General features: G+C 59.2%; 29 protein-coding genes. 19 read left to right on the forward strand and 10 right to left on the reverse strand.

Features of this window, described 5'->3' with window-relative positions:
* Positions 1–95: 95 nt before the first annotated feature.
* The 10 genes from NPS58_RS29180 to NPS58_RS29220 form a co-directional block, all read right to left on the reverse strand.
* Complete coding sequence (locus NPS58_RS29180) at positions 96–974, reverse strand: TrbG/VirB9 family P-type conjugative transfer protein (protein ID WP_058182290.1); 879 nt, start codon at positions 972–974, stop codon at positions 96–98.
* Entirely contained in the window at positions 974–1,696 is a 723-nt protein-coding gene (locus NPS58_RS29185; RefSeq protein ID WP_274118578.1) for a virB8 family protein, read from the reverse strand. The genes NPS58_RS29180 and NPS58_RS29185 overlap by 1 nt, the downstream gene beginning before the upstream one ends.
* Positions 1,693–1,884, reverse strand: a complete 192-nt coding sequence (locus tag NPS58_RS29770) for a hypothetical protein (RefSeq protein ID WP_138739445.1) — start codon at positions 1,882–1,884, stop codon at positions 1,693–1,695. The genes NPS58_RS29185 and NPS58_RS29770 overlap by 4 nt, the downstream gene beginning before the upstream one ends.
* A gap of 92 nt (positions 1,885–1,976) precedes the next feature.
* A complete protein-coding gene (locus NPS58_RS29190; RefSeq protein WP_274118579.1) occupies positions 1,977–3,041 on the reverse strand; it encodes a type IV secretion system protein in 1,065 nt (354 codons plus the stop codon).
* A 12-nt stretch (positions 3,042–3,053) separates the two neighbouring features.
* Positions 3,054–3,299 (reverse strand): EexN family lipoprotein, encoded by a 246-nt coding sequence (locus NPS58_RS29195; protein WP_019692591.1) that lies wholly within the window; start codon positions 3,297–3,299, stop codon positions 3,054–3,056.
* A 5-nt stretch (positions 3,300–3,304) separates the two neighbouring features.
* On the reverse strand, positions 3,305–4,078 hold the full coding sequence (locus tag NPS58_RS29200; RefSeq protein WP_274118580.1) for a type IV secretion system protein: 774 nt from the start codon (positions 4,076–4,078) through the stop codon (positions 3,305–3,307).
* A 1-nt stretch (position 4,079) separates the two neighbouring features.
* The gene (locus NPS58_RS29205) at positions 4,080–6,728 is read right to left on the reverse strand and encodes a VirB4 family type IV secretion/conjugal transfer ATPase (RefSeq protein WP_274118581.1); all 2,649 of its coding nucleotides are present in this window, start codon (positions 6,726–6,728) and stop codon (positions 4,080–4,082) included.
* Entirely contained in the window at positions 6,728–7,045 is a 318-nt protein-coding gene (locus NPS58_RS29210) for a VirB3 family type IV secretion system protein (protein WP_337994273.1), read from the reverse strand. Before NPS58_RS29210 ends, NPS58_RS29205 begins: the two co-directional genes overlap by 1 nt.
* A gap of 48 nt (positions 7,046–7,093) precedes the next feature.
* Complete coding sequence (locus NPS58_RS29215; protein WP_054882153.1) at positions 7,094–7,393, reverse strand: hypothetical protein; 300 nt, start codon at positions 7,391–7,393, stop codon at positions 7,094–7,096.
* Positions 7,394–7,568: 175 nt separating this feature from the next.
* Positions 7,569–8,441, reverse strand: a complete 873-nt coding sequence (locus tag NPS58_RS29220) for a lytic transglycosylase domain-containing protein (protein WP_274118583.1) — start codon at positions 8,439–8,441, stop codon at positions 7,569–7,571.
* A 62-nt stretch (positions 8,442–8,503) separates the two neighbouring features.
* Here NPS58_RS29220 and NPS58_RS29225 point away from each other — a divergent pair, with 62 nt between their 5' ends.
* The 19 genes from NPS58_RS29225 (at position 8,504) to NPS58_RS29315 (ending at position 19,941) form a co-directional block, all read left to right on the forward strand.
* A complete protein-coding gene (locus tag NPS58_RS29225) occupies positions 8,504–8,758 on the forward strand; it encodes an H-NS family nucleoid-associated regulatory protein (protein WP_086239839.1) in 255 nt (84 codons plus the stop codon).
* A gap of 3 nt (positions 8,759–8,761) precedes the next feature.
* Positions 8,762–9,178: a hypothetical protein gene (locus tag NPS58_RS29230; RefSeq protein WP_274118584.1), complete on the forward strand. Its 417-nt coding sequence runs from the start codon at positions 8,762–8,764 to the stop codon at positions 9,176–9,178.
* 4 nt (positions 9,179–9,182) lie between these two features.
* Complete coding sequence (locus NPS58_RS29235) at positions 9,183–9,500, forward strand: TrbM/KikA/MpfK family conjugal transfer protein (RefSeq protein ID WP_274118585.1); 318 nt, start codon at positions 9,183–9,185, stop codon at positions 9,498–9,500.
* A gap of 995 nt (positions 9,501–10,495) precedes the next feature.
* A complete protein-coding gene (locus NPS58_RS29240; protein WP_054882067.1) occupies positions 10,496–10,864 on the forward strand; it encodes a hypothetical protein in 369 nt (122 codons plus the stop codon).
* Positions 10,864–11,211, forward strand: coding sequence for a theronine dehydrogenase (locus NPS58_RS29245; RefSeq protein ID WP_250169691.1), 348 nt, complete (start codon positions 10,864–10,866; stop codon positions 11,209–11,211). The genes NPS58_RS29240 and NPS58_RS29245 overlap by 1 nt, the downstream gene beginning before the upstream one ends.
* 3 nt (positions 11,212–11,214) lie before the next feature.
* A complete protein-coding gene (locus tag NPS58_RS29250; RefSeq protein ID WP_181726361.1) occupies positions 11,215–12,297 on the forward strand; it encodes a DNA cytosine methyltransferase in 1,083 nt (360 codons plus the stop codon).
* Positions 12,298–12,308: 11 nt separating this feature from the next.
* Positions 12,309–12,632: a hypothetical protein gene (locus NPS58_RS29255; protein ID WP_274118586.1), complete on the forward strand. Its 324-nt coding sequence runs from the start codon at positions 12,309–12,311 to the stop codon at positions 12,630–12,632.
* Between the two features lie 4 nt (positions 12,633–12,636).
* Complete coding sequence (locus tag NPS58_RS29260) at positions 12,637–12,897, forward strand: hypothetical protein (RefSeq protein WP_181726363.1); 261 nt, start codon at positions 12,637–12,639, stop codon at positions 12,895–12,897.
* A gap of 338 nt (positions 12,898–13,235) precedes the next feature.
* Positions 13,236–13,853 (forward strand): recombinase family protein, encoded by a 618-nt coding sequence (locus tag NPS58_RS29265; RefSeq protein ID WP_046094772.1) that lies wholly within the window; start codon positions 13,236–13,238, stop codon positions 13,851–13,853.
* Complete coding sequence (locus NPS58_RS29270) at positions 13,840–14,973, forward strand: replication initiator protein A (protein WP_274118587.1); 1,134 nt, start codon at positions 13,840–13,842, stop codon at positions 14,971–14,973. The genes NPS58_RS29265 and NPS58_RS29270 overlap by 14 nt, the downstream gene beginning before the upstream one ends.
* 607 nt (positions 14,974–15,580) lie before the next feature.
* Positions 15,581–16,231: a DNA-binding protein gene (locus NPS58_RS29275; RefSeq protein WP_046094770.1), complete on the forward strand. Its 651-nt coding sequence runs from the start codon at positions 15,581–15,583 to the stop codon at positions 16,229–16,231.
* A gap of 39 nt (positions 16,232–16,270) precedes the next feature.
* Positions 16,271–16,570, forward strand: a complete 300-nt coding sequence (locus tag NPS58_RS29280) for a hypothetical protein (protein WP_274118588.1) — start codon at positions 16,271–16,273, stop codon at positions 16,568–16,570.
* Between the two features lie 327 nt (positions 16,571–16,897).
* Positions 16,898–17,323, forward strand: a complete 426-nt coding sequence (locus NPS58_RS29285) for a DUF192 domain-containing protein (RefSeq protein ID WP_046094769.1) — start codon at positions 16,898–16,900, stop codon at positions 17,321–17,323.
* 9 nt (positions 17,324–17,332) lie between these two features.
* The gene (vapB, locus tag NPS58_RS29290) at positions 17,333–17,569 is read left to right on the forward strand and encodes a type II toxin-antitoxin system VapB family antitoxin (RefSeq protein WP_046094768.1); all 237 of its coding nucleotides are present in this window, start codon (positions 17,333–17,335) and stop codon (positions 17,567–17,569) included.
* Positions 17,566–18,000 (forward strand): type II toxin-antitoxin system VapC family toxin, encoded by a 435-nt coding sequence (locus NPS58_RS29295; RefSeq protein ID WP_046094767.1) that lies wholly within the window; start codon positions 17,566–17,568, stop codon positions 17,998–18,000. The genes vapB and NPS58_RS29295 overlap by 4 nt, the downstream gene beginning before the upstream one ends.
* A gap of 6 nt (positions 18,001–18,006) precedes the next feature.
* Positions 18,007–18,543 (forward strand): hypothetical protein, encoded by a 537-nt coding sequence (locus tag NPS58_RS29300; RefSeq protein ID WP_274118589.1) that lies wholly within the window; start codon positions 18,007–18,009, stop codon positions 18,541–18,543.
* 15 nt (positions 18,544–18,558) lie between these two features.
* Positions 18,559–19,371, forward strand: a complete 813-nt coding sequence (locus NPS58_RS29305; RefSeq protein WP_052735121.1) for a 3'-5' exonuclease — start codon at positions 18,559–18,561, stop codon at positions 19,369–19,371.
* Positions 19,361–19,669: a hypothetical protein gene (locus NPS58_RS29310; protein WP_054882062.1), complete on the forward strand. Its 309-nt coding sequence runs from the start codon at positions 19,361–19,363 to the stop codon at positions 19,667–19,669. The genes NPS58_RS29305 and NPS58_RS29310 overlap by 11 nt, the downstream gene beginning before the upstream one ends.
* A gap of 11 nt (positions 19,670–19,680) precedes the next feature.
* The gene (locus NPS58_RS29315) at positions 19,681–19,941 is read left to right on the forward strand and encodes a hypothetical protein (protein WP_015272399.1); all 261 of its coding nucleotides are present in this window, start codon (positions 19,681–19,683) and stop codon (positions 19,939–19,941) included.
* Positions 19,942–20,337: the final 396 nt, after the last annotated feature.

Below are 20,337 nucleotides of genomic sequence, written 5' to 3' on the forward strand. Positions count from 1 at the left end.
CGCTCGCAGGCCTGGCACTTTCTTTTTCGGCCCACCATCGAACCCGCCTCGGTCGTCCTCGAACGTGTCCAGTTCGTCGATATTAACGTCGCGGCTCATTCCTCACCCCCTTTCAACACGCGCTTGACCTCGGGCGAGTTGGTGCCGGTCTTGCTAGCGCCCAACGCCGGGTTGTAACCACCATTGACTACACCCACCACGCGATCACCCAGGCGAACCCGCCATTCACGCGCCGTTGTCTCGGCCACGATGATGTTGGAATACTCGCCCTCGATGTGCGTCTGCGGGATGGTTTCCTTGCCATCCGGGCCAATCATGTAGACGTTTGGCAACGCTGCATTGGCCGGAAACTCGAAGTAGGTAAAGCGGAAATCATCCCAGGTATGGGTCGGCCTGATCTCCAAGCTGTTTTCTTCATCGGAGCGGGTATACGCGATGTTCACTGGCCCGTTATTACCCTTGGCCAGCGCCTCGCGAACGCGGCGTTCTTCGAGCTTCTTGTTAGCGACCTTCATGTCTTCGAACGGGTATTTGAAGATGACGCCTACCGTGGCTTTGCGCATGCTCCAGGGCGTCTTGATGAACTCTTCTTTCAGCTGTCCATCAGGGCCTTTGACGGTATTGCTGCCGATGTAGTGCAGCAGGAAGAAATACGTTCGCTTGTTGGTCACCACGGTCAGGTTGGTGTCGCTCAATTCGTCAATTGGCCGGATGAATACGTTGTTGTCCTTGTTGACCAGCTCCCAGGATTTGCTCGCGCCGAAGTTATGCGTCACGTAGACCTCATCCGGGGCAAACTGGATGAGCGTTTGCAGGCCCACCACCCCATCGATCTGAACAACGTCCATCGGGTTGTAGATCACCGTCTTGATCCGATAGTCGTAGGGGCTGTCTGTCTTCTCGTTGAGCGCCAGGGCAGGCGCCGATACCAGCGCCGCAGCCAAGGCAGTTGCAATAGCGAATTTGAGATTCATTATCGACTCCCCCCATTGGCAACCGATTCGGCATTGACTCGGTACGAATAGACGCGGAATCCAGCCGGGTTGATGTAGCGCTGCGCCGCCGTCAGCTCCATGTTGTCGTAGCGATAGGACAGGGTAGCGATCCAGTATTGGGGGGCCTCATCGGCACCGCGTGTACGGTACTTTTCAGTGGTTGAGAAACGAACCGTCGCGATACCTGTTTCACGGTCGAGGATGACCGAGGAAACCTTGACCTTGACAGACTTGCGGTCGCCGACGGTCTTGTCCATGGCTTCCTTGGTGCCCCACTTGTAGCGCTTCTGGTAATCCTCAGCCACGTCAGGGGCAGCCATCAGGCGAGTAGCGTCATAGTCCGCCTGCGCCGTGTTGAACTCGTAGCTTTCGTAATGGCGGATGAACGTAGATACCCAGTAGGTATCTGCTACATCGCCATAGCTGGATTGGGGGGTCAGCAACGACACCTGCTGGATAGTGCCGTCAGTATTCATAACCAGCATGTGCGCCGGGACCGGCTGGCTGTAGCGGTACATGGTGAAACCGGAAACTACGAACGCCACGCCGGCCAGAACACCTAGCCCAGTCGCCACCCACCAGGCGTTGCGCCGGGATTTCAGTACCTCATCGAACAGATCCGTTTCCAGGTTCTCGCGTTCTTCTTGGAACGCCGCCATGTCGGCCTTGGTAATCGCCTCGTTCTTATCAGCCCGACTCATTGTTTACGTTCTCCATTCGTGGCCTGGGGAATTACCCCGGGGCGTCCTACAAGGGCACTGGGCAACGTCTTGTTGACCGGTACCAAATTCGTCATGTCAGGCTCAGGTGCGGGCTTGGGCTTGCTTGCGCATCCAGCCAGAGCCGCAACCAGTAAGATCCCGACTAATCCCGTCGAAAACCGCACCATGTGATTTACCTCAGATGAGAAAAAGACAGGGCCATAATAAATCCCTGAAATTATAATTTCAAGGACTTATTACGGCCCAAATGTGATTCCGTTTAGCCTGCTCGGCGTGAACCTCTGGCCATGCCCTGCATGGCAGTACCCACAGCACTTGCCGCTGCTCCGGCTGGGCCTGCTGCCGCGCCTGCTGCTGCTCCAGCAGCTGCGCCCCCACCGGCACCTGCCGCCCCACCTGCACCAGCACCGGAGCCAGCGCCGGCTCCGCCGCCTTTCCCACCGTTACCACCGCCACCCTTGCCTGGGCGTTGGCGGCCCGGTACGAACTGCACCGAAACGCCACTGCCCCAGGACGACGCCAAGTCGGGGATCTTCTTGAGGACGAACCACGTCACCACGGTCAGAAGGCCGCAGGTGATGATTGGTACCAAGATCGGGGAGTTAGCTGCCGGATCTGCCGCCGCCGCCACCGCCTTGCCGTAAAACTTCATCAGCAGGCCGAAGGTGGCGGACAACAGGATGGTTATCAGCCCGAAGTTGATAACCGAACCGATCCATTTCGAGAACAGTTCGCGCAGGGAGTCGAACATCAGGCACATGATAAAGATCGGCCCAAAACAGACCGCGATGGCCAGCATAAACTTGGCCATCAGGATCAGGGCCGCGCCAATACCGCAGACCAGCACTGTAGAGAGAAGCACCGCAGCAGCAAGCAAGAAGCTCGCAAGGCCCGCACCGCTGGTCACACCTGCGTTGTCGAAGGCCTTCTGCGCGGTTTTCAAACCATTCTCCAGTGCCTTGTCGATGGTACTGGCGACTTCGTTCTGCACGTTGGCACCCGACTTGCCATCGACAATCAGGATCGAGGCGAACTCATCGGGTGTTTTCAGCGCCACATCCGCGAGTTCGGTCTGATACCAACCGCCTGCCGACGATATGCTCAGAATGAGGCCCCAGAATGCGAACTTCTTGAGCATGTCTGTCAGCGGCTCGCCGTCGCCGCCATAGAGTTTAAAGGCGCCTTCGACCATGAGAACAATGGTTAAACCCAGGGCAACCAACGGTGTCACAGCGGCAATGATGGTCGCCACGTTCGACGCCACCAGCTCCTTGGACACTTCGTCCATGTAGCTGAATATCTGAGTCGTTGCGTTATAAGCCATTGTTCACCCCCGTCACTTCTTATCGAGCTTGAGGTCGATGCTGTAATCCGATTGCCCCTTGCCCATGGTCACGACTTGAGCCTCGGCGGCCAGGGCATTCTGGCAATCAGCGCTCACCTGCTCCTTGGCATCGTTACGGCACTCGGCAACGCGAACCGCCCGTTCCTTGTCATGCTGCATGTACCACTCTTTGGTGTTGGCCTCACCACAAGCGGCCAGGGCAGCGAAGAGTGGCAACAGGCATACGATCTTTTTCATAGCGGTCATTCCGTGAGGTTAGGGGCTTCGAGACTGTCGTTTTTATCGCCAATGACATAGCGGCGAACGGCAGTCTGTTGCTGTTGTTGCAGTACCTTGTCTTGCGACTGCTGGAGGATGGCCATCAGTTGCAACTTGGCTTGCTCGCCCTGGATCGCGCCCTGGGCGGTCGAGATCCTGGCTTGCAGGTCTGCAATTTCTTTCTGCGACGTGGTTGTGTCGATCTGGTTGGTCAGCGTCTGGATATCTTGCAGTTCGCGCATCTGGTTGTTGTAGGCCTGCTGCGCCATTACGCGGTCATACGCCCCTTTCTCCTTGAGACGCTGGTTCACCAGGTCCAAGGCCTCGCTGCGGCCCATGTTCTCCACCTCGCTATCGAACTGCCCGAGCATGTCGCGCACAGAGCCGGTAATGCTCGAATTGCTGTTCATCGCGTCGGAGTAAACCTTGCCCCAGTCAGCCGGCAGGTTCTTTTGCAGCTCCCCAGCGCTGCCTGGCAGCATCCCACCGAATCCGCGTGCGCCGGTCATGGAGGCGTACATGCCTTCTTGGGTTTCCAACTGCGACTTGAGGTTGGCCAGCTGCTGAATCATGTTCTGGACTTGAAGCGCCGTGTTGGCCAGCACGGCGGGGTCTTCGACAACGACCTGCGCATGCGAAACGCTTGCGACCCCCAGGAAGATGGCCATCGTGCAACTACGCACAATGGCTTTTGCCTTGAACGTCGGCAGACGCATTACGTCCTGGGTATCCGCAGCGGCAAAAACGTACTTTTCCATGTCAGTTGCTCCTGTTCTGTTGCTTGGGTAAAACCGTTTCCCAATACTTCGGCAGCCACACCTCTGGCTTGGCGTTTGGATTGGCGGCAAGGATGCTTTCCAGTCGATCAGCATTGTCCGGGGTGCCCGAAAGGATGCTGATCGCCTTCTCCATCCCGCGCAGATCCATGGTGGCAATGGCCGATTGACTGCCCTGCTTGACCAAGAACTGGCGGCTGAATTCAGGGATGTTAAGCAGCGCCTGATATTCCGCCTCGGTCAGTTTCAGCCCCTTCATGTAGTCCACTGGGTCAGCTTCCGGGTTTTCCAGCAGGATCTTGGTCACGCACTGCTGCATGATCGTTTTGCCGATCCGGCTTTCCAGGGCGTCGTTTGGTTCCTGCGTGGAGAAGACGTAGATCGCGTCCTTTTTCCGGTCGGTCTTCAAACCGCGCTTCACTTCCACATCCATGTAGGGATCGTCCAGATACTGGGCGAACTCGTCGAATACCTGAATCACGCGGCAGCTACCATCGATGGCCAGGCGCACGCGATAAAACAGGTACATCAGCAACGGCGTGCGGGCTTGCGGGGCCGGCTGATCCGGGGCCACGATAAAGTCGGTCAGGTCGAAGCCAAACACCTTGTGCGTGTCGAAGGTCAAGGCGTCGGACGGGTTATCGAACAACCACCCATGTTCGCCACCACGGCACCAGGGCTTGAGCATTTCAGCCAGGGTCAATTTCTGCTGGTTGTTGACTCGCGCCGCTGCCGGAATCTGCCGCCAGATCGCATAGAACGAACGCAGCTCCTTGGCGACCAGGCCACTGACCATCACATGGTCAACAGCTTTGCCGATGAGTTCCACGTCGGTCTGTTCAATCGGGCCGCCGTTCGTGGTTTCCGCGCAAATCCTGATCAGACGCTTGACCATGGCAACGTTGGCGGTAGTCGGCTCGATTTGCGCCGGCTGCCAGCCCGTCGATTCGCCCTCGCGCAGCACGGTATAGCGCCCTTCCAGGGACGTCACCAGGGGCATCATGCCCCGGTCTTTGTCGTAGCAGATAACCCGTGGCTCGAACTTGCTGGACTGGGTAATCAACGCATTGAGCAGGGTCGTCTTACCGGCACCGGTCTGGCCGAGGATCAGGGTGTGGCCAGGCGGACGCTTGCCGAACGACTGTTCTTCCATTGGCGAAACGTGCCAGTTGAAGAACAGCGGCGTACCTGCCGTGGTCTTGAACAACGTGACTGCTGGTCCCCAGGGGTTGTTGTTCGCCTTACCAGTCATGAAGCCGTGAAACGGCGAGAAGCACAGGAAGTTCCAGCTATTCACTGGGACCGGGCGGGGAACATACGCATGGTTGGCCGGCAGCATTGCGTAAAAGGCAGCCTCGGAAGCGAGACCAACCGAGTCAGCCTTGATACCGCAGTCGGTCATCATGCCCTTGGCCTTGCGGGCCAGCTTCTGGACGCCTTTCGAGGTGCTTGCCCAAACGTGGATGGTCGCGTGATGGAAACCCATGACGAACCGCCGCGAGGTCACATCGTCCTCGGCGTCTTCCAACTGCCGAATCTGCGACTTGCCCTTGTCCTTGGTTTCCAGCATCGATTTCTGCTGGTTAGACAGGAATGTCTGAGCAGCCCCCAGCGACATGCAGCAATAGGATTGGGTCAGCACGTATTCAAAATCTGCTTCCATCAGCAGGTTCAGCTGGCCAGGCTCCGTCTCATCGTCGTAATCGACGATCTCAACACCTGCCAAGTAATCAACACCATCGAAGCGGCGGCGCTGGATAATGTCGCCCCAAAGAGAGGACACCGGTCGGCTTTCCACCAAATACGAGCGAATCTTCGAGCGGCAGACGGGTACTGGCTGCCAGTAACCGTTGATGAGGAACGACAGCCATTCCAGGGCAGTAGAAAATGCCCGTAGGCTCCCGGCGCTTTCTGGCGCAGGAACTGCCGGCGCCGGCGCGGTCTTCACCGTATCGGCCAGAAGGTCGTCAGGATCGATATCGAAGGCATCAGCCTCAAGCCCGGTTTCATCAGCCAGCCAGGTTTCATCGTCCTGATTCTCGGCAGTGGCGATTTCGCCGCGGCTGTTGCGATAGTAGATGCCCAGTCGCTCGATACCGTAAGGCTTGAGCGTGTGCATGATACGGCTGCTGATCTCTTCCAAGGCGCTCGACGCCTCGTTGCGCATGTCCACCAACTCCTCACGAGTTGGGCGCTCCATCTTGGAAAAGACCTTTTGCGCCAGATCGCCCACGGGGTTGTAAACCACCGTGAGGTAGAGATCATTCACCATCAGCGGCTTGGACTGGAAGCTCTTGCGGTAGCTGTCGTCAAAGTGCTGGGCGAACGCCAGGTTCCACTCGGTTTCCGGGTAGTCGTTGACCTCGCGGTGATGCTGATGGGTCCAGTATTTGACATGCTCGGTGCTGATCTGCCTGAACAGGGTGTTCAGGTCGCGGTGCCAGCGGATCAGGTCGAGATCCGAGGCGCAATCGTGAGTGCGCCCACGAAGCTTGAAGATCGTCAGCAGCTCGCCGTTTTCCGTGCTGATTACATGGTCGGTGATGTGGTGCTGATACGGTACGAATTTTTTGAAGGAAGGTTCCTTCGTGAATTTTTTGACGCTCTTTACATCACGGGCTGTTACGGCCATTAGTCTTGATCTCCGTAGTCCCTGGGCGAGTAACTAGACCCGCCCCACAGTTTCGTAAATGACGATTCAGACCTGTTCACGATCTTGGTCTTCCAAGCCAGGTAGAGAATCCGAAAAGCTCGGTCATCGTGCTTGGTGATGCACCATTCGATGACAAACAGGAACACGAACACCCCAATGGCCCACAGGTGAATGAACTGGAACAACGCGCCGCAGAACATGAAGGTGACGAGCAACACAGTTCGAGGCACACCAGCTAAGGTCGGCAACCGAGTTGCCCCTTTGAACAAGGGGAACCGTCCTTGTGAGAAATTCAATTCGATAACCTCCCAAGGGCGGGACCGCTAAGGCCCCGCCCTCTGGTATCAGCCGAAGAAGAAACTGACGATGTAACTGGCAGAACCAGCACCGATCATTGCCAGGGCGCCACGGGTAGCGAAGTCAGCGCGAACAACGTGTGCCCACCAGAGGATGCACAGCACCGCCAGTACCACGGCGCAGGCAAGCGGAATCCACGTATCGAGCCAGGTTTTCATCGAGGTCAGCGAAGAGTTGGCCGTATCAACACCCGCCGCTTGGGCCAGACTCGACCCGAAGATGCACAGCAGAACCATGCAGACCATGCCCAGTTTCTTGCCGTTTACACCAACATTCAGTTTGTCCATATTTCACTCCGTTACTGGTAAATCAAAGTCCGTTAATAGAAGCTCACACCGTTCGATGCTTAGCTTTTCCCTCAGCCACTCGGCCAACAGTCGAAGATCAGCCCACGTTCTAACCTCCCCTGTATCCTTTACACGCAACGAACAGCACACCGTTTGCCCGTCGTCGCTAATGACTTCAAAGAGTGGAAGCCATTTCTTTTCTTCCAACCTCTGAATCCATGTCCGTATTAATTTCTTCTTGCTGCTCATTTCCTCTAGTTGTTTTTGCTGGATGAGAAAGACCTTCATTTGGCGCTCCGTCATGTTGCCGCGCCATCACCTCGAAACCGTCTTGAGTGCTGTTGGCAAATCCGTCCGGGGTTGAATTATCGAACCCACCAGACCTACCTAACCTTGCGTTTTCAGCGGGTTGCGCGTTCTCCTGCTCAACGCTACTCCCCACCTGGCCGCCTTCACTCTCCACTCCATCGACGCGCAGCGCAGGCACTTTCAATGTGTTATTGGCTTGAGCCACAGCCAGAATCTTTCCCACATATCCGTTTGTGAAACCGTCCCGCTGATTGCCGGTGTTGTAGCAACTCAGGGCATGACGTAATGCAGCCTGCCCCTCCTGATTAGCCGCAACAGCGGCCCGGTAGCAGTCCGACAAGATTCGGTCCAGGGCGGCCAGATTCTTACACGGCTCAAGCATGTCCACAGCAGAAACCCCTAACGCTGCCAAGTTCCCCGACCAGATTTGCCCGTAGCCTGTATCGAAACTGGCGCCTTCGCGAGCAAGCTTTTCGACTACTGCCTTCGCGTCCTCGAAGGTTTCTGTCTTTGGCTGCTTACTCCAGGGCACGCCGTTTACATGGACTGCAAATGGGTTGTTTCTCGACTCATGGCTAACCAAGTAACCGACCGTCTCAGGCGCCACGTTCGGCGCACATTGCTTTGCCAAAGCCATGACACTCATCGACAATTTACCGTTCGCATTAGCCAGCAATGGATTTCCGGCGGCGACGAGCGCAAGAGCAATGACTGCGGTAGAGGTTTTATGGTTGGCCATTCCGTTTGTCCTTGAAATTGCAATTTCAGTGAGTAACCGCTATTATGAGGGCAGTTGAGAACATGTCAAGCGAATGCGATGACAAAGATGCCGACAAGAGCAAGCCAGCGGGGAAACCGAAATCCGTGCCCACAACACGCGAACTGGAATTCGTACCATTGGGAGAAAGACCGCCGCGAGGCCAGGCCAGGTACAGGGATCCAACCAATCCGTTTCATACGTGGAGCGGCAGGGGCAAACGCCCCGCTTGGTTGAAGGAGTATCTGGACGCCGGCAGACAGCTCGCGGAATTCGAGATACAGGAAAAGGAGGACTGAGATATGGGCGAAGTCGTTGAGCTGCCCGCAGGCAGAAAGCGGAACCGCCAGGTACAGAAGATCCGCACTGTGGCAACGAAGGATCGAGCAGCGAACGGTGAGCAACCGTCGTTCTTAGCAAAGGCTGCCTCGGGCGCTAAACGCTTCGCCATCGATGCTTTGCGTATCACCACCGGCAACCTGTTCGGACTCGCAGGCCGGCTGCTTTGGTTTGTGCGCCGACCCATCAGCCTAGTGCTGACGTTCGGCGCCGTGTCGATGCTAGTGGTGTTCGTGATCCAGGCAGCCAATGGCTGGCCTGATCCAAAGCTGGTTGTGCTGTCCATAGTCGGTTTGATCGTCTTCCTTGCCGCCTCGGGCGGCTACGACCGCCTGGCCCGCGCATTTTTTCACATCGAGCAGAGACTAAAAGGAGAGTAGTCATATGAAACGATCAACGGTCGTCGTTGCCCTCTTGGCCAGCCTGGCACTGGTAGGCACCGCAGAAGCCCGTGACCCTTGCGAGACCATGATGTGCATGGCAGGCAAAGCAGGTCTCAAGGGCGGCTCGCTGGCAGATAGCGATTGCAGCGGGGCGGTATCCGACTTCTTCTCAATCGTCGTCAAGAAGAAGGGCAAATTCAAACCCGAGGCAACAGCCCGGGCCAGGGAAGAATTCTTGAATTCCTGCCCAGGTTCGGACAAAAACCAAGGCACCATCAGCCCGATAATTTCAATATTCGGCATGAAACGTTCGGCATAAAACGTTAAGGAAATCTCTATGGAAAATAGGACTCGCACTATCACCAAACTGTTGCCGGCATTGTTGCTGGCCACCGTTGGCCTAACTGGCTGCGCTACGTCGAAACAGGTGGATCAGACCAACGAGCAGCTACACCAAGTCAATCAAGGTCTGGTCAACATTTCGGCCCAGCTCGCCGCCCTAGAAGCGAAGGCAAACCGCCCTGCCCCAGCTCCTGCCCGTGGCTGCCTGCTGGGCGGTCAGATCTACTCACCGGGCGCAGTAGTCGCGGGTCGGATTTGCGAAGACACACGCGGCATTCGCATCAGCGACCAACCACCAGTGTACGGCTGGGGCCTACACACTAACCCACGGCGATAAGCCTCCGCAGAAGCCCGCGTAAGCGGGCTTTTTCTTGCCCGTGCGAAACCTTGACCACGGCTTTCCTGCCGCGCACCTGGCCCGCCAGGTGCTGCGCGCTCCGCTTGCCCTCCGGCCTGTCGGCCTGCGCGGTGGCCTGCTGGCCACCTTGCCGCCCCTGCGCGTCCTGGGTGTGCTCATCACCCTCCGGCTGGCCGCTATCAGCCCTAATCGCCTACCCTCCGCTGGGCCTATGCCGTCAAGGGGCTTTCGCGGCATATGCTCACTCCCTTCGGTCGCTCCGCTATTCCACGGTCCCCATGACGGCGGCCCAGCTCCGGGTAGTCGGGGCTTACCGCGACCAACCGAAGGCTGACGAGCAGATCCACCGGGGGAGACTCACGCTCCAGGGCAAAAGCGGGGCTGCACCCGCTTCGCGGGCGCGCTTTATGTTTACCTCCCGCTCCCACCTCGGCATCTAAGCAGCTCCGAAAAGCGCGCCGCGTCAAGTCAATTATTAGTCAAAGATTGTTTGACCAACAGTTGACGACAGCGCCCCGATTTGAGATACTAACCACGTCGAAGCAATACCGCCTCGACACCCCGGACACCAGCGGCGGCAACCGCTCCGGGGAATCTGCGAAGGAGATACACCGATGAGCGCTTACGTTGTCGATCGTTTCCACATTTCGGCCATCCTGATGTTCACCTGCACCGGCAGGCCTGGCCGCGAAGCCCGCGAGATCCTTGAGACTCAGGGCCAGCAGTTGCTGGATGAAAACGTGCGTTCTGTGCGGGTCCGCTACCCCCGCGAAAACACCCCCGACAAGCTGTTCCTGCTGGATACCGACGTGCGCCGGCTCTCGGCCCTGGAAGTCCTCAAACTGATCGAATGCCTTGAGCACCAGTCGAGCGAGGCCAGCGACTACTACTCGACCCCTGCGTTTCGCACCCTGCACGCAATTCGCCAGTCGGCACAGCGCAAGCTGCCCGGTTGGGACCAGGCTAAATGGGATTACGCCTGATGGCCCCCGCCACCCAGCACGTAGCGCCCATGTGGCGCTACTCCCTTCGGTGGTGCCTGCCGCACCAGCCCTGCCCTGGCGACTTCGAGTTGCTGGTGATCGAGGCCCCAGCGGGGACGCGAATGCCGGAAGAAATGCACCAGGCTTGGAAGCGCCGCCCCGAGGGTTACGGTGTTTGCCTGGACTTCCCCCAGTCCCGCGCCGTCAAGCGCTGGAGTGCCGAGGCCAAAGGCCGGGTACGCAAGCAGAAGATGGCCAAGCGCATCGAGAAGGCCGCGCCGCTGTTCGCTGACGAGTTGATCGCCCGCGAGCTGGAGCAGCGCCCCGACTACTTCAAGGGGGAGTGAACCATGCTCAGTACGCAGATCCGCCCAGCACAGCCTGGGCTGTTCACCGGCCAGGCCCTGGGCGTTGACGACTTCGAGCTAAGCCAGATCGCCGCCGAGTTCAGCGCCATGAATTCGGGCGAGCTGGAGCACCACTTGTTCGACGCGCCCAGGCCGTCCGAGATCGTACGCCTGGGCGACAAGGTGGCCCGCTACACCCGGTCACACGGCTGGCTTGACCAGGCTGCCGCCCAAGCCCGCATTGCCGAATGGAAACGCCACGCCTTCGCCCAGGGCGAAGGGCGGGCCAATGCTGACAAGGTAGTGCTGTCGCTGTTCGACCACACTGGGCAGTGGTCGCAGCCGTGGGAGGATGCCGGCTACCAAGTCCTGCGCTTCGACATACAGGACAACCCCGTTACCGGCGACGTAAACGAGTTCGGCGCCGGCTTCTTCGGTGACTGGTTTGGCGACTTCGACGGCCTGGATATCTACGCCATTCTCGCCGCGTGCCCGTGCACAGAATTCGCCACCAGTGGCGCCCGATACTTCGCAGCCAAAGACGCAGACGGGCGCACGGTTGCCGCCGTGCAGCTCGTTCACCAGACATTGCGCACCATTGAATATTTCCGGCCTGCCGTATGGGCCATCGAGAACCCGGTAGGTCGGATCGAGAAGCTGGGCGGCCTGCCGCCGTGGCGCCTGGCCTTCGACCCGCACCACCTGGGCGACCCGTACACAAAGAAAACCCTGCTTTGGGGCCGCTTCAATGCAAACCTGCCCATTGCGCCGGTCGAGGCCTCGGACGGCTCGAAGATGCACCGCAAGTTCGGCGGCAACCGCCTCGCCACCAAGAACGCCCGCAGTGCAACCCCGGAAGGGTTTTCCTATGGTTTTTTCATGGCCAACAACGCCCAGGACAACCCAGCGATGGCCACCGCGTACAAGTACGACCGCCTGGACGCCGGACTGCTTCGCGCCGCGCTGGATGCTAATGTGTGCGCCCGCGAAATCGACGACCTCATCGCAGACGCTTATTACATGGATCTCGACGATTCAGAGGCCGAACGCATGCTGCGCGAAGCCACCCAAAATCGTCGTTTATGAGGACACCAACAATGGCCAAACAAACCAAACCCCTCGACCTAAAGGCCATCGCCCTGGCCGCCTTGGGCGGAGCAGTGCTGGGCGCTCCCGCCATCGTCGTAATGCTTGACCAGCCAAAGGACATACCTGACCAGCCGTGGGATTTCCGCACGTTTAACCGAACTATCAAGCCAGGCAATGCCGGCTGTGAAATCCGAGGCCCCGATGGCCGACTAATGAACGATGCTTTCGAGGGTACTGCTCCAGGCCGCATCGTTATCGAGAAAGGCACCACCCTAACCATTCAATGCTTCCCACTGCAAAGCGGTGAGAAATGGACCCAAGCCCAGGAATAAAACAATGCCTCTACCACAGCGCCAAAACATGACCCTGCGCGAGCAGGAGGATGCAGCCAAGATCCAGTGTTACGACTGGAACGCCCAGCACAAGGAAGGCGTGACCGTGACCTACGAAGAGTTGCTTGGCTCGGGCGAGACGATCCAGACCAAAACCTGCGGTCGAGCATTCGTCATGTGCTGCCAAGCGGTCATCATGGTGGAGGATGTTTCGGGCGCAGTGTCGCTGGACCACTGCACCGTTGTCGCAGACAAAGCCGCGTAGATCCCGGCAAATGGCTGTGCAGTAAACGGTCGTTTGCTGCACACTTCAAAAAAAGCGCCGGAGGGCGTTTTTTTTGGGGCATAACTGTAAACTTTCTCGTAAACTTTTCTGTGTCTACATTAGGTGTACGGAAACTGCCATGATGAGAAACCCCATCCCAACCGCGCTGTATGTGTACCGTTGCACCACATGCGGCCATGCTGGCCAGCTACACCTGGCCGAAACCGCTGCCGAGTTGACGACCGCTTGTACATGTTGCGGGGCCGAGGTCGTGGCCGAGTGGGATGGCGGCGTGGCGCTATCGACTGGCAAACCTGGGCAGCCACACGGAGGTAGCCATGCGTAACGGCAAAGACACTTCAACCCTGGACATATTGACCGGTGGCCTGCGCATCGGATACGCCCGAACCAGCAAGCAGGACCAGAACCTGGACCTACAGCGAGACGCGCTTGTCGCCGCTGGTTGCACGCGGATCTATGAGGAACAGATCAGCGGCGCCAGGGCCAACCGCCCCGAGCTGGAGCAGATGCTAAAAGCACTCCGCCCAGGGGACACCGTTGTCGTGTGGCAGCTTTCCCGCTTCGGTCGCAGCCTCTCCCACCTGCTCCAGCTAATGGCCCAACTGGAAGCCATGCAGGTTCGCTTTGAATCGCTCACCGAACACATCGATACCAGCACGGCAGGCGGGCGGATGCAGTTGAACGTATTCGCCACCCTGGCGGAGTACGAGCGCGAACTAAACCGCGAGCGGACCATGGCCGGCCTGGAGGCCGCCCGCGCACGTGGACGCAAAGGCGGTCGCAAGCCGACGCTTGGCGCGAAGGAGATCCGCGATATCAAGATCCTGCTGGCCGATCCCTTGACGACCGTCAGCGACGTGGCCGCCAGGTTCAAGGTCAGCAGAACCACCATCTACAAGTATCTGAGCAAGGAGGCCCAGCATGTCGTCCAATGAGTTGTTTGATATCGATCCCGACGTGGCCACCTCGCCCCTGCCGAAACGTCGCACGGCTAAAAGCCCCTTGGTCGGGCAGGACGCAATCAACATCGACAAGTGGCGCAAGCGCATCGAGGCCGAGGCACGACCCGGCGAAACCTACCAGCAGGCGGCGGAGCGGCTGAAACGCGAAGAGGCCAAGAAACCGAAGGACACGGCACCAGGGCGCGAAGCGGTGAAGGCCTCAGCGGGACGCAAGCAAGTTGTGGTGCTCGAAACTCAGCTCGATTTCTGGATCGCTACCGGCCTGCCGGCGATCCCCAAGGACGAGCGGCCTACGATGGAGCACCCGATCTACGCCGTGGAAGACGGAGATACCAGGCAGATCACCTACGAGCACAACGGGAACAAGATCGAGATCATCCCCAGCGTTGCCGGTCGGGCGACCCAACATGACAAAGATATCGTGCTGTTTTGCGTGTCGAAGCTGGTGGCCGCGATCAACGCCGGCATAGCCGTATCACCGACTATCGAGACGACCGCCCATGAGCTGTTGAGCTTCACGCGCAGCAGTACCAGCGAACGCGGCTATGAGCTGCTTAGCAAGGCGTTCGATAGGCTTACCGGTACTCGGATGCGAGCCACCTTTGAATCAACGAAAGACCGCAACGGCAGCCGGCGCTGGGTTGGCCTGCTCGATGACGTGGAGATCATCACCAGGGGCGCCAAGAACCGCATGTGCGCCATTCGGATAAAGGTATCCGACACCACGTTTAACGCTGCGAAGGCCATGGATGTGTTGACCATTCCGGGCGACTATTTTGGGTTGCGCAGCGCCATTGCCAAACGCATCTATGAGCTTTGCCGGAAACATTGCGGCGATCAGGGCCAATGGAAGATTGGCCTGGCCCTGCTGCAAAAGAAGGTCGGAAGCGCCCAGGCCGAAAAGAAGTTTCGCGCCAAGGTCAAGGAGCTGGCCGAGGCCGGCAGCTTGCTCGACTACTTCATGACCTACCTGCCCGACGAAGACGCGGTGTTGTTCTTCAACAAGTCCGACGCCGGCAAAGCGGCCTTGCTCAAAGCCACGCGCAACGGTATCAAGAAGCCAAGCAAGGCCAAGGCCGCTCCCGCTGCATGAGTCATGGCAATTCGTCACTCCAGGGACCGGAAGGGGGCAATAGACTGATGTGTAAGGGTTTTTATCTATTGATTCATGTGTGTTTGAACTGTACCGCAGCCCCTTCGGGGGCTTTATCTGCGCATTCGTCACTCCAGGGACCGCACCGAATATCGCGCCCCAAACGCTCCATCACTTCGGCAACCGCGATTCGTCACTCTAGGGACCGTCGGTTCGTCACTTCGGGGACTGGGGTTCGTCACTCCAGGGACCGCCAATTTCGTCACTTCGGGGACCAGAACCACCCGCCAGCCCAGGTAAATCAAGGCCTCGCAAAACGCTAACAACGCGCGCGCGTATTAACCCTTTAACTTAAACCTTTAACGGCCTTGGTTTGACTTGGCTTGTGGATAACTCACGGGTAGCGTTCGACGCCGATGCGGCGCACACCGAACCGGCACACCTGGCCAACCCGACACCCTTTCCATCTGCTGCTGCGCTCTGGTGCGGTGGCTCGCCCGCCGCGCTGGAGCGGAGCCAACAAGGCCAACTGGCCGCGTTAGCCTGTATTGTATTTTGTAGTATGTTGTATGATACTACACGCTACAACATACAACGGAGCATGCCCATGGCACTCACGAAGGAAATGATCTGGAAGGCCGCCGACGAACTCGACGCTGACGGCACTAAGCCCACCCTGGCCAACGTGCGCAAGCGCCTGGGTGGCGTCGGCAGCTTTACGACCATTCAGGAGGCCATGAGCGAGTGGAAGAACCGCAAGCAGCAAGAGGCACAGCCACTCATCGACCCACCACCGCCCGCCCTGGCCCAGTTGCTGGAGAACTTCGGCGCCGATATCTGGAACCTGGCCCGTGTTGCTGCCGACCAGGCCCTGGACGGAAAGCGCCGAGTGATCGAAGAGAATGCCGCGCAGATCCGCGAGCAGGCCGAGGAAGCGATTGCACTGGCTGACAGCATGGATGCAGAACTGAACGACCTGCGCGCCAAGATCGCCAGCTTGGAAGAAACCGCAGCCCTATACCGGGAGCTACAGGCTAAATACCATGCCCTTGAGGAACGCGCCGAGCTGGAGTTGAAACACCAGAAGGAGCACAGCGCCCAAGAGATCCACCGGGCTGTCACCAGGGCCAACGAAAAGGACTCAGAAGCTATCGAGGCACGCAAGAACGAACGTCAGGCCCTGGACCGCGCAGCACGCGCCGAAGGTCAGGTAGAGGCTCTGGAAAAACAGCTTGGCCTGGCTAAGAAGGGCAAGTAACCCACAAGCGAAAGGGAGATCAATCACATGGATAGCACTGTGCAAACTACGCAACGCAAAGCCCTGTATGCCTGGGCCTGGGCAATCTGGATTGGCTTTGCCGCGTGGCTGGCTTATCACAGCCCCACGCAAGAGACGGGCTTCGATTGGCTGCTGTTCGCCTTTGTCGTAGTCATTCCCAAGGGCTTCCGGGGCGCTCTGTACGTCTCGACGGAGCGTCAAAACAGATTCAGCGAGGGCTACAGCGCCAAGGATAAGCGCCTGGCCCTGTACTGGTTTTTGACCCTGCTCTTGTTCGCCATCAACCTGGGCCGAACCATCACCGACTTAACCAATTGATCGGTATCAGCACTTCCCCAAGCCCGCAATGCGGGCTTTTTTTTGCCTGCCGGCAGCGGCCAGCCGCTCGCACCGGACAGACTCGGGCGGGCCTCGCTAGTCAGCCACGCGCACCAGGCTCTACGACGTTTTGGGGATATTTGGGGAGGGATATTACAAGGGGCCAGAAATGGCGAAGCCCGCTGCACGGCAATGCAAACGGGCCTCTAGTGCTCTGCGAAGGAGCGCATGCGAGCAGTATAACGACGCACCCCGGCATGCTCAATTGCTCCTATGACATATGTTCGACATATGTTAGAATTCTCTCAGAGATTGAGGGAGGTTCCGATGCTCTACCGTTGCTTACCTGCATTGCTCTTGGGGACCACGCTCAGCGCTCAGGTTCAGGCCGCCGACTGTAGGTTGTCGTTCCAGAACGGCGCGATCCTTGACTTACCCGTGGCAACCACCGAAGCCACCCAGGCGCAGGGCCTCGCCGGTCGAGCAGATCCAGGGCGCGGCATGCTGTTTCTCTGGGCTACGCCGGCAGTGCGGTTTGTGTGGATGAAGAACACCCCCGCCCCATTAGAGGCAGCTTGGATCGGAGCAGACGGGGTTATCCAGAGCGTGCAGGAGCTGGAGCCAAACACAACCGTCAAGCATTCATCATTGCGGCCCGCCCTCGGCATTATCGAGGTGCCACGCGGCCAGCTTGCAAACCTGGGCATCGAGCGCGGCAGCACCATCACCGCCTCAACGTGTTTCAACTTGTAGGAGGTTCCCATGCGTACCGTTTCCATTTTCATGAACTGCCGAAACCAGGCGATCCGCATCCCCCGGGATATGGAGTACCAGGGCGTTTCCGAGCTGGAGATTATCCGCGACGGCGAAACGCTGATCCTGCGCCCTGTGCGCCCCTCTTGGGCATCGTTGCGCGACGTGGCGGCCGCAGATCCTGACTTTCTGACCGAGCGAAAGGATGTGATCGAGGAAGGCCGTTTCCTGGGTGATTTCACATGAGCAAAAAGACGTACATGCTCGATACAAACATCTGTTCATTCATCATGCGCGAACGCCCCGACGCGGTACTGGCCAAGCTGGAACAGGCAGTCACCAATCAGCACCGGATTGTCGTTTCGGCCATCACGTACTCCGAAATGCGCTTCGGGGCCGCCAACCCCAAGGCATCGCCCAAGGTGGCTGCGATGGTCAACGCCTTCGTGGAGCGCCTGGACGCTATCCTGTCCTGGGACGCCGCCGCCGTAGATCAAACAACGCAGATCCGCACCACCCTCGCCCGTCTGGGCACGCCAATCGGCAACAACGATGCAGCGATAGCCGGCCATGCCCTGGCCGCTGGGTGTGTGCTGGTCACGAACAACACTCGCGAATTTGCTCGCGTGCCTGGCCTAGTCCTTGAGGACTGGACCCAACCCACCACCAAGAGTTGATACGCCATGACTGAGCTGGAACAAGCCATTATCGATTGCGCCCAACTGCACCTCACTCAGTTGAAAGGTGCGCTTACCCTGCCCGATGGCCCCGAACGGAGCGACGGCTTTACCTCGGCATGGTGGCAGCTCACCGGCCTGGCCCAGCTTGCCGAGTTCCACAGCGGGCTTAGCCAGCCCGCCCGCGATCAGTTGCGCGCTATCGACCGTGAGGCCGCCCAGGCCGTCAGCAGCAACCGCGAGTCGTCCGGTACCGCGCAGTTTGCCGACAGCATCGCCATCACACTGGCCGACCCCACCGCCTCGAACTGGCTCAAACAGAGCCTCAAAGGTGCCTTGGAACGGGATAGCGCGGACGCCGCCAATGACGCCCATGTGCTTTTCGAACTGCTGGCCCACCGCAGCGAGAAAGAGTTGCGCGCCGCCGCGCACGCCGTCGCCGGCACACCGGAAACGACCATGGCTGTGCGCTTTGTAGACGGTCGCACTGGCACGCTGGACGTGTCCCAGGCCCGTCACACGATCATCACTGGCGACAACTGACAGGAGGCCCCAGGCATGGCAAGGCCGCGTATTCACCTCACCCCAGCGGAAGCGGAGGCCAACGGCTGGCTTTGCTGCCGTGACCTCAAGGCACGCCACCGACTAATGCCGGGGTATAGCACCCGGCCTGCCGGCAGCGTCTGGCAAGGCCGCGGGGCCTACGATGTATACGATCCCGCCGATTGCGTGCCCTGGAAATGGGAGCCGAGCGCGGCGCAGCTTCGGCGGAAGGCCGTGGCCGCCCGTGCCCAGGCGCTGATCGAGGGGGATTGTCTGCTGCTGGACACTGAAACAACGGGCGTGGGTGATGGCGACGAGGTGTGCGAAATCACGATCCTCGACGCGAGCGGCACGCCCCTACTCAACACGCTGATACGCCCTACTCAGCCAATTCCAGCGGAGGCCACAGGGATTCACCGCATCACCAATGACATGGTGGCCACCGCGCCGGCCTGGCCGGAGATCGCAGAGCAATACGCTTCTATCGTCTCGGGCCGAACGGTCGTCGCCTACAACGCCTCCTTTGACGAGCGCCTGCTGTCGCAGACCCACCAGCGGCACGGACTTGTCGCGCCTGCACTGGCCACCGCCTGCGCCATGCTGCTGTATGCCGAATGGCATGGGGAATGGGTTGAGGGCCGCTATGGGGCTTGGCAGTGGCGCTGGATCAAACTGATCGAGGCCGCCCGAGCTTGCGGCGTGCTGGAGGATGGCGCCCACCGTTCCCTAGCCGACGCACGCATGACCCTGGGCGTGCTGCGTTACCTGCACAAGCGCACCAATGGGCGCAAACCTTCTACCACGCGGAGAACTGAACATGTCCAGTGATTACGATTTCAAGGTTGTAAGCAAGGAAGATGCTGTGCGTTACCTGCTGGTGTGGGAGTCGAAAGGCTATAACCGCCTGCTCGATGTTGTGCGGATGTTCGATATGGAAGATGGCAGCGTTACCGTTGGCTTCATGGACTACGGCAACCCGGATACCGTGGTGATCGTGCCCGAGCACATGAACCGCACTTACACCAAGCAACAGCACGCCTTGGCAGCGGTCGGCGCGATGTTTGATGCGGTGGACGAGTGGAACAAGGTTATGGCCGAAGTGCGCCAGGTCGTCGGCGAAAACTGAGGGAGGCCGGTATGCGAAACGAACAGGAGTTGATGCCTGGCCTGATCCTGCCGCCGAGCTATCAGGTTGTATTGCGCAGGCGCCTGGCCGAAGTGAACACCGCCACCAGCGCGGCGAATTGCTTGATTTCCCAGGCCCGCGCCGAGGGCATGGTGGAGGCCCTGGAATTGTTGAAAGCGCTGGAACAACAGCAGGTTGAGCGCCTGTATTTGTTGATCGAGCAGGCTGCCACAGCGCGCTTGCTGGAGCTGGAGCAGGGTGCCGGCGAGTGATCGCCCTGCCGTCATCCGAGGCATAGCGCGAGGCCTGCGGCCCGGGCTTTCGTGCTACGCATCGAGCCACAGCTACGCCGCGTCTCGCCCCTTCGGGCTTCAATCCCTCTCGCCTGCGCACCTGGCCCGCCAGGCGCTGCGCGCTCCGCTTGCCCTCCGGCCTGCCGGCCTGCGCGGCGGCCTGCTGGCCACCTTGCCGCCCCTGCGCGTCCTGGGTGTGCTCATCACCCTCCGGCTGGCCGCTATCAGCCCTAATCGCCTACCCTCCGCTGGGCCTATGCCGTCAAGGGGCTTTCGCGGCATATGCTCACTCCCTTCGGTCGCTCCGCTATTCCACGGTCCCCATGACGGCGGCCCAGCTCCGGGTAGTCGGGGCTTACCGCGACCAACCGAAGG

The organism is Pseudomonas putida, from assembly GCF_028682455.1.
Taxonomy (GTDB): domain Bacteria; phylum Pseudomonadota; class Gammaproteobacteria; order Pseudomonadales; family Pseudomonadaceae; genus Aquipseudomonas; species Aquipseudomonas putida_AA.